The 11,439-nt window shown below is 68.2% G+C and carries 8 protein-coding genes; 1 reads left to right on the top strand and 7 read right to left on the bottom strand.

The window, feature by feature from the left end:
* Positions 1 to 81: 81 nt before the first annotated feature.
* Positions 82 to 498, top strand: a complete 417-nt coding sequence (pcaC, locus tag AC1DO7_RS11130; RefSeq protein ID WP_477116108.1) for a 4-carboxymuconolactone decarboxylase — start codon at positions 82 to 84, stop codon at positions 496 to 498.
* Positions 499 to 630: 132 nt separating this feature from the next.
* On the opposite strand, the gene AC1DO7_RS11125 is transcribed toward pcaC, so the two are convergent.
* The 7 genes from AC1DO7_RS11125 to AC1DO7_RS11095 all read right to left on the bottom strand — a co-directional run bounded on the left by AC1DO7_RS11125 (position 631) and on the right by AC1DO7_RS11095 (position 11,416).
* Complete coding sequence (locus AC1DO7_RS11125; RefSeq protein WP_477116106.1) at positions 631 to 1,893, bottom strand: MFS transporter; 1,263 nt, start codon at positions 1,891 to 1,893, stop codon at positions 631 to 633.
* A gap of 236 nt (positions 1,894 to 2,129) precedes the next feature.
* Positions 2,130 to 4,925: a molybdopterin-dependent oxidoreductase gene (locus AC1DO7_RS11120; RefSeq protein WP_477116105.1), complete on the bottom strand. Its 2,796-nt coding sequence runs from the start codon at positions 4,923 to 4,925 to the stop codon at positions 2,130 to 2,132.
* 50 nt (positions 4,926 to 4,975) lie between these two features.
* The gene (locus tag AC1DO7_RS11115) at positions 4,976 to 6,220 is read right to left on the bottom strand and encodes an NAD(P)/FAD-dependent oxidoreductase (RefSeq protein ID WP_477116104.1); all 1,245 of its coding nucleotides are present in this window, start codon (positions 6,218 to 6,220) and stop codon (positions 4,976 to 4,978) included.
* Positions 6,217 to 6,567 (bottom strand): nitrite reductase small subunit NirD, encoded by a 351-nt coding sequence (gene nirD / locus AC1DO7_RS11110; RefSeq protein ID WP_441614952.1) that lies wholly within the window; start codon positions 6,565 to 6,567, stop codon positions 6,217 to 6,219. Before nirD ends, AC1DO7_RS11115 begins: the two co-directional genes overlap by 4 nt.
* A 45-nt stretch (positions 6,568 to 6,612) precedes the next feature.
* Positions 6,613 to 9,162 carry a nitrite reductase large subunit NirB gene (gene nirB, locus AC1DO7_RS11105; protein ID WP_441614950.1) on the bottom strand — a complete coding sequence of 850 codons (2,550 nt, stop codon included), beginning with the start codon at positions 9,160 to 9,162 and terminating at the stop codon, positions 6,613 to 6,615.
* Between the two features lie 84 nt (positions 9,163 to 9,246).
* Positions 9,247 to 10,569 carry an MFS transporter gene (locus AC1DO7_RS11100; protein ID WP_477116107.1) on the bottom strand — a complete coding sequence of 441 codons (1,323 nt, stop codon included), beginning with the start codon at positions 10,567 to 10,569 and terminating at the stop codon, positions 9,247 to 9,249.
* Between the two features lie 340 nt (positions 10,570 to 10,909).
* Positions 10,910 to 11,416 (bottom strand): winged helix-turn-helix transcriptional regulator, encoded by a 507-nt coding sequence (locus AC1DO7_RS11095; protein WP_441614948.1) that lies wholly within the window; start codon positions 11,414 to 11,416, stop codon positions 10,910 to 10,912.
* Positions 11,417 to 11,439: the final 23 nt, after the last annotated feature.

The following is an 11,439-nucleotide window of genomic DNA, read 5'->3' as shown; positions in this document are numbered from 1 at the left end:
GCGCAGTACGTCGAGCTCGAAGCCGCGCACCTGTCCAGCTTCGAACAGACCGCGCGCTTCAACGACGCGCTGGCGCGTTTCCTGTCCGGCGAAGCGAAGCCGTCCAACGACAGCGAACGCTATGCCGCCGGCCTCGCCGTGCGCCGCGCCGTGCTCGGCAGCACCCACGTGGACCGCTCGCTGGCCCGGCTCACGCCGCTCAACGACGAATTCCAGAACCTCATCACGCGCTATGCCTGGGGCGAGATCTGGACCCGCGAAGGCCTGCCGCGCCATACGCGCAGCCTGCTCACCATCGCCATGATGGTGGCGCTCAACCGCAATGAAGAACTCAAGCTGCATCTGCGCGCGGCGGCGAACAACAAGGTAAGCCGCGAGGAGATCAAGGAAGTGCTGCTGCAGACGGCCATCTATTGCGGCGTGCCGGCGGCCAACTCGGCGTTCCATATGGCCGAGGAGGTGTTTGCGGCGGTGGATGCGGAGACGCGTGGGGAGTGAATCGACAAGGCTGATGGCAGAACCGTTGGCTGCCGCCAGTTAGCTCGCCCCATCGCGCCGGGATGGCTGGTGAAGAACCGCCCCGGCTTCCCGCTCCAGCGGATATTGCACGGATTGCGCCTTGCGCTGGCCTCAGTGGCAGTCCGGCGCGGCGGCCATGACGTTCCTTGCCGACGGTGCGGGAGCACGGTCCTTGCGAATGGCCCGGAAGCTGGCGAGCAGCAGCAGGCCGATCAGCGCCAGCACCGCGCCGAAACCGAAGTCTGCCGGAATGCCGCGGCCGTCCACGATACTGCCGCCCACGGACGAGCCCACCGCGATGGCAACCTGGATGATGCCGACGAACAGCGCCGAGCCTGCCTCTGGCAGGTCGGCGGTCGAGCGCTGGATCCATACGCTGAGGCATAGCGGAATCGCGCCGAACGCGATACCCCACGCCAGCACGACCGCCACCACCGCGGGCGTCGCATGCCGCAGCGCGGGCATCAGCAGCAGCGAGACCATCAGCATCACGATCATGGTCGCGAGTGACGCACCGAGGTTTCGCGCGACCGTGGTCGAGACGGCAAAATTGGCGAGAAAGCCGATGATGCCGAAGCCAAGCAGCACCCAGGTAATACCCTGCGCGCTGAAGTCGRCATATTCCTGGAGGAACGGGGCGATAAAGGTATAGGACGAGAAGTGGGCGCCGAACACGAAGGCGACCATGATCAGGCTCGTGCGCGAATGCGTGCGCCGCAGGAGCGCGAACAGATCGGCCAGGCGCAAGGCGGCTTTCGAGGGCAGCGATGGCACCAGCATCGCCTGGGCTGCCAGGGCCACGGCCACCAGTACGCCGGTCGCCATGAACGATGCGCGCCAGGACGCAAGATTTGCGATAAAGGTGCCCAGCGGTACCCCGATCACGGTGGCGAAGGTCACGCCAGCCAGGATCATCGCGGTGGCTCTCGGTGCTTCATGGGGCTGTACCAGCCTGCCTGCCGCGGCCAGCGCGAGCGTCCAGAAGCCGCCCAGGCTCGCGCCCAGCAGGGCGCGCCCGATCAGCATGACCGCGAAGCTGGGCGCAAACGCCGAGATCAGGTTCGATGCCAGCAAAAGCACCGAAAGCGCGAGCAGGATGTGGCGCCGGTCGATACGCCCGGCGCCCAGCATCATGCCGGGCGCGGAGATGGCGGCCAGTACGCCGGGAATCGTCACCATGAGTCCCGCGGTGCCCGGCGTCACGCCGAATTCCGCGGCGACCTGCGGCAATAGCCCGACCGGCAGGAACTCCGTCGTCACGAACGCAAACGCGCCGACGGTTACCGATCCGACTGCCAGCCATGCCCGCGAGGGCGAGTGAATGCCGGGATCTTTCATTGGGTCACCCGCCGGGTGACTGCCTTCCATCATCATGAGTCTGCTCGTCTGCTACGGATCTGAGGGGGCGTGCCCCGAAAGACCGGCAACATACCATCGATGTGCGCGTTGCGCTGGCGGCCCGCAAATAGCGCCCTAATCCCAGGTCTTCGTGAGGGTCTTCATCGAATTGACATAGATGGCCAGCGACACCGCCGCCCAGCTGTGGACCTGCGTTCCTGCCGGGGATCCGGAGTTCGCGGTGCGCGATGGCCAGGGATGCCGAGGGATCCTCAAGCCGTTTCCGCTACCCTGATCTCCGCCAGCAGCTTCTTCAGTTCCGGCACGCAGGATCCGCAGTTGCCGCCGGCCTTCACGCACGTGGTGATTTCCGCCGGGGTCTTGAGGTCGTGCTTGCGCACCGCGTCGCAGATCGTGTTGCGGCCCACGCCGAAGCACGAGCACACCGTAGGGCCGGCATCCGCGCCTTTCTCCATGGGCTGGCCCAGCAGCAGTCCGATGCGGTCGGCGTCTTCGAGATGGTCCTTGCCGAACAGCGTGGAGAGCCATGCGCGCGAGGGCAGCTCGGGCCGGGTGGAGATGTAGATGCAGGTCTGCAGGCGGTCGTCGACCACGTGGCCGGCGTGGTAGATGCCGGCGGTGCGGTCTTCGTACTCGATCCAGTCGGCATCGGGGTCGGTGATGCCGAGCAGGGCGCGGGCCCAGGCGGCACGGTCTGCGATGTTTTCGCGGCCGGCGAATTCGTAGCGCTGGAACTGGCGGCCCTGCACGCGCGTCCAGTAGGTGAGGGTGTCGGCCGGCAGTGCTTCGCGGCTGAGCACGAAGCCGTGCCACGACACGCGGAATTCCTCCACGCGCACCGGGGTGTGCTTGAACTCGGGCTCGCCGGAGACGGGGTCGACCACGGGGTTGACGAGGGCGCCGACGCGCGCGTCCGAGCTGAACTGATTGTTCCAGTGGATCGGCACGAACACGCTGCCGCGCGGGATGCCGCCGCTGTGTTGCACGCGCGCGACCATGGCGCCCCAGCGGGTGGAGACCCGGGCGAGCTTGCCTTCGCCCACGCCGCACAGCAATGCGTCCTGCGGATGCATGTCGACGAAAGGCTCGGCGATGTGGTCGGCCAGCTTGGGCGATTTGCCGGTGCGCGTCATGGTATGCCACTGGTCGCGCACGCGGCCGGTATTGAGCACCAGCGGGAAATCGTCGTCGGTGGCGTGGACCGGCGCACGCGGTGCCGTGGCGACGAAGCGCGCGCGCCCGTCAGGATGGGCGAAGCGGCCGTCGGCGAACAGACGGGCCGTGCCGGAGGGGCCTTGCAGGCCCTGCGAGGCGGCCGTCACCGGCCATTGCACGGGGGCGAGCGCATCGAACTGCTGGCGGCCCATGCCGGCCAGGCCAGCGATGTTGAAGGCGCGATGGGCGAGCGTGGCGTCTTCGGCAGCGCCGCTGCCGGTGTTGCGGTAGGCGCTCAGGCGGGCATGCTCGTCGAAGATCTCGTGCGGCCCGGCGTAGTGGAACCCGTCGAAGCCCATGCGCGTGGCCACCTCGCACAGGATGCGCCAGTCGGCGCGGGCTTCGCCCGGTGCGGGCAGGAAGGCCCGCTGGCGCGAGATGCGGCGCTCGGAGCTGGTGACGGTGCCGTCCTTCTCGCCCCAGCCCAGCGCGGGCAGGAGCACCTGCGCGGCGTCGTTGGTGTCGGTGCGCAGCATGATGTCGGAGCTGACCACCAGCTCGCATGCGGCCAGCGCGCGGCGGGCCTGGTCGGCGTCCGGCAGGCTCACCACCGGGTTGGTGGCGATGACCCACACGGCCTTGACGCGGCCTTGCTCGATGGCTTCGAACAGCTCCACCGCCTTGAGGCCGGGCTTGTCCGCGATGGCGGGCGAGCCCCAGAACGACTGCACGATCTCGCGATGCTGCGGGTTGGCCAGTTCCATGTGCGCGGCCAGCATATTGGCCAGGCCGCCGACTTCGCGCCCGCCCATGGCGTTGGGCTGGCCGGTCAGGGAGAACGGCCCCATGCCGGGCCGGCCCAGGCGGCCGGTGACCAGGTGGCAGTTGATGATGCTGTTGACCTTGTCGGTGCCGGCCGATGACTGGTTGACGCCTTGCGAGAAGGCGGTGACCACCTTGGGCGTGGCGGCGAACATTTCGTAGAACGCGCGCAGCGCTTCGGGGTCGAGCTTGCAGGCCCTGGCGACCTTGGCCAGGTCGGTGCAGTCCGGGCCAGCCGCGGCGAGCGCATCGTCCAGCCCGCTGGTGTGCCCGGCGATGAATGCCGCATCCGCGGCGCCGTGCTGCGCCAGGTAGTGCAGCAGGCCGTTGAACAGCCAGACATCGGTGCCGGGCTTGATGGGCAGGTGCAGGTCGGCCAGCTCGCAGGTGGCGGTGCGGCGCGGGTCGATCACCACCAGCTTCATGCCGGGGCGCGCTTCCCTGGCCCTGGACAGACGCTGGAACAGGATGGGATGGCACCATGCGGTGTTGGAGCCGACCAGCACGACGAGGTCGGCCAGTTCCAGGTCTTCGTAGTTGCCCGGCACCAGGTCTTCGCCGAAGGCGCGCTTGTGCCCGGCCACGGCAGACGACATGCACAGGCGCGAGTTGGTGTCGATATTGGCGCTGCCGATGAACCCTTTCATCAGCTTGTTGGCGATGTAGTAGTCCTCGGTCAGCAACTGGCCGGAGACATAGAGGGCCACGGCGTCCGGGCCGTGCTCGGCGATGATGTCCTTGAAGCCTTGCGCCACCTTGTCCAGGGCGTGATCCCACGATACCTGCGTCAGCGCGCCGTCGGCGCCGCGCACCTGCGGATGCAGCAGGCGGCCTTCGAGCCCGGTGGTTTCGGCCAGGGCGGAGCCCTTGACGCACAGGCGGCCCTGGYTGGAGCCGTGGCTGGCGTCGCCGGCCACTTCGACGCTGCCGTCGTCATGGCGCGTGGCACGCACGCCGCAGCCCACGCCGCAATAGGGGCAGGTGGTATCGGTGACGACGGACGAAGCGCCGGCCGGCGGCGCGGCCGGGGAACCGGTGGAAAGGATGACGGGGATATCGGACAGGTTCACGGTGGCGCGCTCGTTGCTAACGGTAAATCGGATGCCAGGGGGAGCGGCGCTCAGGCCGCCAGCGCCTCGCATTGCGCGCGGCCGAACAGCAGGCGCTGGCGCATGGCGCCGACCGGCTCGCCGCTCTGGATCAGGTCGAAGTACCAGGGGCCGTCCTGCACGTCGCCGTACAGCACCGCGCCGACCAGGCGCCCGCCCTGCAGCACCAGCCGCTTGTAGACGCCGCGGCGCGCATCGCGCATGACCAGGTCTTCGCTGCCTTCGCCGCCGATGAAGTCGCCGGCGGAGTAAAGGTCCACGCCGGTCACCTTGAGCTTGGTCGCGGTGGCCTGCTGCACGTAGCGGCGGTGCCCGGCCCCGGCCAGGTGCGCGGCGGCCACGCGGGCCTGGTCCCAGATCGGCGCCACCAGGCCGAAGGTGGCTTGGCGGTGCTGCACGCATTCGCCCACGGCGTACACGCGCGGATCGAAGCTCTGCAGCGTATCGTCGACCACGATGGCGCGCTCGCAATGCAGGCCTGCCTGCCGGGCCAGCTCGATATTGGGGCGCACGCCGGCGGTCATGACCACCAGGTCGGCGGGAATGCTGGTGCCGTCCTTGAAGCATACGCCGGTGACGCGGTCCTCGCCCAGGATGCTGCTGGTATGGGCGTTGAGCAGGAACTGCAGGCCCTTGCGCTCGAGCGCCTGCTTGAGCAGTGCCGCGGCGGGTGCGTCGAGCTGGCGCTCCATCAGGCTGTCGGYCATGTGCACCACGCTCACTTCCATGCCCTGGCGCATCAGGCCGTTGGCGGCCTCCAGGCCGAGCAGGCCGCCGCCGATCACCACCGCGCGGCGGTGGTTGCGTGCGGCGGCCAGCATGGTTTCCACGTCCTGGATGTCGCGAAAGGCGATCACCCCGTCGAGCTGGTGGCCGGGCACCGGGATGATGAAGGGCTTGGAGCCGGTGGCCAGCAGCAGGCGGTCGTAGCGCACCTCGCGCCCGGATTGCGAGCGCACCAGCCGGCGCGGGCGGTCGATGGCCACCACCGGGTCGCCGGCCAGCAGCTCGATGCCGTTCTGCTCGTACCACTCGCGCGTGTTGAGCATGATGTCGGCGATGGTCTTCTCGCCGGCCAGCACCGGCGAGAGCAGGATGCGGTTGTAGTTGCCGTGCGGCTCGGCGCCGAACACGGTGATGTCGTAGAGATCGGGCGCCAGCTTGAGCAGCTCCTCGACCGTGCGCATGCCGGCCATGCCGTTGCCGACGACCACCAGGCGGGGCTTGTGGCCTGCACTGACGCGACCGGCACTCATGCGGCCACCCAGACCTTGCCGTCATGCACGCGGGCAGGGTAGGCCGCGACCGAGTGCTCCGGCGCTTCCAGGCATTCGCCGGTGCGCAGGTCGAAATGCTGCTTGTAGATCGGYGAGGCCACCACCACGCGCTCGCCCAGGCTGCCCACCAGGCCGCGCGACAGCACCGCGGCATTGGCGTTGGGGTCGTAGTTGGAGATGGCGTATACCTGATCGTCCGCGCCCGCGCCGATGCGGAACACGGCGATCTGTGCCTTGTCCACCAGCGCGCACACGCCGGTATTGGGCACGATGTCGCGCAGGGCGCAGATGGCGGTCCAGGTTTCGCTGTGGTGGGCTTGGCTCATGATGTTTTCCTTGGCGTTGGCGCGTTGGTTGTGGGGCACGGCCGGTCAGGCTGCCTTGACGATCACCGGGATCTGTTCGAGCCTGGAGCGATGCAAGATCCGTTCCTCGGGCGTGGCGGGGCGGATCTGGCCGCGCTCCTCCATGAAGACCAGGTTGTCGTCGCGCAGGTCGCTGTTGACGAAGTGGCGGAAGCGCTTGCGTGTTTCCGGGTTGGTCACGGCCAGCTTCCATTCGTCCTCGTAGGTGTCGACCACGTGCTGCATCTGGGCTTCGAGTTCTGCGCCGATGCCCAGGCTGTCTTCCAGCACCACGGCCTTGAGGTAGTCCAGGCCGCCTTCGAGGTTGTCGCGCCAGGTGCTGGTGCGCTGCAGGCGGTCCGCCGTGCGCACGTAGAACATCAGGAAGCGGTCCACGTAGCGCAGCAGCGTGGCGCGGTCCAGGTCGCTGGCCAGCAATTCGGCGTGGCGCGGCTTCATGCCGCCGTTGCCGCACACATAGAGGTTCCAGCCGCGCTCGGTGGCGATGATGCCCACGTCCTTGCCCTGCGCCTCGGCGCATTCGCGGGTGCAGCCGGAGACGCCGAACTTGATCTTGTGCGGGGCGCGCAGGCCCTTGTAGCGGTTCTCGATCTCGATGGCCAGGCCAACCGAGTCGTCCACCCCATAGCGGCACCAGGTCGAGCCCACGCACGACTTCACGGTGCGCAGCGACTTGCCGTAGGCATGGCCGGATTCGAAGCCGGCCGCGATCAGCTCTTCCCAGATCATCGGCAGCTCTTCCACGCGCGCGCCGAACATGTCGACGCGGGCGCCGCCGGTGATCTTGGTGTACAGGCCGTATTTCTTGGCGACCTGGCCCACCGCGATCAGGCCGTCGGGCGTGACTTCGCCGCCCGGCATGCGCGGCACCACCGAGTAGGTGCCGTCTTTCTGGATATTGCCCAGGAAGTAATCGTTCGAGTCCTGCAGGCTGGCGTGCTCTTCCTTGAGCACGAACTCGTTCCAGCACGAGGCCAGGATGCTCGCCACGGTCGGCTTGCAGACGTCGCAGCCCAGGCCCGTGCCGTGCGCCGCCAGCAGCTCGCCGAAGGTCTTGAAGCCACCCACGCGCACCAGGTGGTAGAGCTCCTGGCGCGAGTAGGCGAAGTGTTCGCACAGGTGGTTGTTCACCGCCAGGCCCTGCTTCTTCATCTCGGCCTTCATCACCTGCGTGACCAGCGGCACACAGCCGCCGCAGGTGCTGCCGGCCTTGGTGCAGCTCTTGAGCGCGCCGATGGTGGTGGCGCCGTCGCGCACGGCAGCGCAGATGTCGCCCTTGGAGACGTTGTTGCACGAGCAGATCTGCGCCGCATCGGGCAGCGCGTCGGCGCCCAGGCCCGGCTTGGCCTGGCCGTCGGAAGCCGGCAGGATCAGGAATTCGGGCGACTCGGGCAGCTCGATCTTGTTGAGCATCATCTGCAGCAGCGTGCCGTATTCCTCGGCGTCGCCCACGAGCACGCCGCCCAGCAGGTACTTGCCGCAATCGGACACCACCAGCTTCTTGTAGACCTGCTTGCGCTCGTCGGTGAACTGGTAGGCACGGCTGCCGGGGGCATTGCCATGCGGGTCGCCAAGGCTGGCCACGTCCACGCCCATCAGCTTGAGTTTGGTGCTCATGTCGGCGCCCGCGAACTCGGCCTGGTGGCCCAGCAGGTGCTTGGCCGCCACGCGCGCCATGTCGTAGCCGGGTGCGACCAGGCCGTAGATCTTGCCTTGCCACAGCGCGCATTCGCCAATGGCGTAGACGTCCGGGTCCGAGGTCAGGCACTGGTTGTCCACGGCGATGCCGCCGCGCTCGCCCACGGCCAGGCCGGCCGCGCGCGCCAGTTCGTCGCGTGGGCGGATGCCGGCCGAAAAGACGATCATGTCGGTTTCGAGGTGGCTGCCATCGGCGAAGTTCATGCGATGGGTGCCTTGCTCGCCGTCGACGATCTCCACGGTGTTCTTGCGCGTGTGCGTGGTGACGCCCAGGTCTTCGATCTTCCGGCGCAGCATCTCGCCGCCGCCGTCATCCACCTGCACGGCCATCAGGCGCGGGGCGAATTCCACCACATGGGTCTGCAGGCCCAGGTCGCGCAGCGCCTTGGCGCATTCCAGGCCGAGCAGCCCGCCGCCCACCACCACGCCGGTCTTCGAGCGGGCGCCGCATTCCTGCATGGCTTCCAGGTCTTCGATGGTGCGGTAGACGAAGCAATCCTTGCGGTCCTTGCCCGGCAGCTGCGGCACGAAGGGGTAGGAGCCGGTGGCGATGATGAGCTTGTCGTAGGACAGGGTCTCGCCGTTGGACACCGTGACCGTCCTGGCCGCGCGGTCGATGACGGTGGCGCGGGCGTTCAGGCGCAGCAGCATGTTGCTGCGCTCGAAGAAGCCGGCTTCCACCAGGGACAGATCCTCGGCGGTCTTGCCGGCGAAGAATTCCGAGAGGTGCACGCGGTCGTAGGCCGGGCGCGGCTCCTCGCACAGGACGGTGACCTCCAGGTCTTGCGAACCGGCTTCGGCCAGGCATTCCAGGAATTTGTGGCCGACCATGCCGTGGCCGATGATGATCAGTTTCATGATGGTTTCCTTGTTCTGTGGGGCCGGGGAGCCGTGGCCGTGCTGTGCTGTGTTTTCTGGGACCGAATTCGTTGCGGCGGCGGCTCAGGAGTTGGAGCCGGCCAGTGCGCTGTCGAACAGGGCTTGCTCGCTGGCCKTGTGTTCGGCCGAGAAGCGCACGGCGATCGCGCACAGGGCCGAGACGATGGCCGCCGCGCCGAGCACGGTGAGCGTCTGCTGCAGGTTGCCGCCCAGGCCCTTCATCAGGAACCCGGCCGCCACCGCGCCCACATTGCCGCCGGCGCCAATGATCCCGGCCACGCCGCCGAGCGCCTTGCGGTCGATGAAGGGCACCAGCGCGTAGGTGGCGCCGCAGGCCATGTGGGTGAACAGGCCGAAGCCCAGCATGGCCACCACGGCCGCCGCCACGCTGTGGGCCTGTGCGAACCACAGCAGGCCCAGGCCTTCGCCGAGGATCAGCACGAACAGCAGGGTGGAGCGCGCATCCAGGCCGCGGCGCAGGGCTGCCTTGTCCGACAGCCAGCCGCCCAGGGCGCGGGCGAACAGCGCGAGCAGGCCGAAGCTGGCGGCGGCCAGGCCGGCGCTGCTGAGCGACAGGCCGAAGTGGTCCACGTAATAGGTGGCGGCCACGTTGTGGATGAAGATCTCCACGCCGAAGCAGGCGCCGTAGGTGATGAACAGCATCCAGACGCGGTAGTTGGCGCTGGCGGCCTTGAAACTGGCCCAGCCGCCTTTCTTGCCGCTGTCCACGCTGATGCCTTGCTTGCGCAGGTCGGCGAAATCGCCTTGCGGGCAGTCCTGGGTGAACTTCCAGTAGAGCACCGCCATGATCAGCATCAGCACGCCCGGCACCAGCAGCGCGAGGCGCCAGCCCATGGCGTGGTTCACGCCCAGCATCAGGATCGCGCCCAGCAGCAGCGGCATCATGGCCTGCGCGGCGCCGCCGCCGGCATTGCCCCAGCCCGCGGCCGCGGCGTTGGCCGTGCCCACCACGTTGGGGGCGAACATCACCGAGGTGTGGTACTGCGTGATGACGAAACTCGCGCCCACCGCGCCGATCAGCAGGCGGAAGAACAGGAAGGTCTCGTAGCTCTGCGCCATCGCCACGCCGAGCACGGGAATCGCGCCGAGCGCCAGCAGGCCGGTATAGGTGCGGCGCGGGCCGAAGCGGTCGCACAGCGGGCCGACGACCAGGCGCACGAGGATGGTCACCGCGACCGCGGCAATATTGATATTGGCGATCTGGCCGGGAGTCAGGCCAAATTCACCCTTGAGCACCGGCATCAGCGGCGCGCACGCGAACCACGCGAAAAAGCACACGAAAAACGCCATCCAGGTCAGGTGGAAGGCGCGCATCTGCGGGGTGCGCAGGCTTAGCAGTTCGATGCGGGTGGCTTTGCCGGTCATCATGGCTCCAGAAAAACAAAGGGCGTCCCGCGAACCGGTCATGAAGACCGGTCAGGGGACGCCGTTGTCCTGGCGGCAGCGATAAAGACCGCTGCCGCCGCGTATGGGGTGAGCGGGCCGCCGTTGGTCCGCTCGCGTTCTATTGAGCAAGCGCTGTGCCAGCGGCGGATGTGATGGCGAGCGGGGGTTTTGGCGGGAAAGGCGCCTTCAGCGGCGGCGAAGATGCGCCGCGTTGGGGCAATTGCTTCGGCGCAGCACGTTCATGGTGCAGTGCGGTGGGCGAGGGCGGTGCGCGCCGGCGAACCCAAGCTGGTGCATGGGCCGGCGTCGCCGGGGCGCGCTAGGCGCGGGTCGGGCCGGCCGCCAGGGCGGCGTTTTTGCCGTCGGCGGCGGGATTGTCCTCGCGTTGCACGCGGGTGATGGCGATATCGTTGGGTCGCACCAGCTCGTCCGCGTCGTCCACGAGCGCGGCGCGCACCCGGCGGCCTGCGGGCGTGAGCAGTTCCACCGGGCCCTGGCCGCAGGGCGCCAGGTGGCGGTCGCCCCATTGCATCAGGCCCACGATCACGGGAATCAGCTCCACCGCGGCGCGGGTAGGGCGATATTCGAAGCGCTCCCGCTCGCCTGGCTCGCGGTAGCTGACCTTGCGCAGGATGCCGGCCTCGCTCAGCGTCTTGAGCCGCGCGGAGAGCACGGCGGGCGAGCACTGCAGGCGTTCGAGGAAGTCGTCGAAGCGGCGGATGCCGTGAAACACGTCACGCAAGATCAGGATCGTCCACTTCTCGCCGACAAGGCCGAGCGTGGCAGCGATCGAACAGTTCTGGAGTTCTTCGGCATTGAGGCGCATGGGACCAGCATAGCAGCCTGACT

It is taken from the genome of Cupriavidus sp. 05N40 (assembly GCF_056397305.1).
This window is presented reverse-complemented; position numbering and strand designations above follow the sequence as displayed.

Coding starts and splice junctions, on each gene's coding strand:
- nirB (WP_441614950.1), bottom strand. CDS start 9,162: ATGAAACTGATCATCATCGGCCACGGCATGGTCGGCCACAAATTCCTG.
- AC1DO7_RS11095 (WP_441614948.1), bottom strand. CDS start 11,416: ATGCGCCTCAATGCCGAAGAACTCCAGAACTGTTCGATCGCTGCCACG.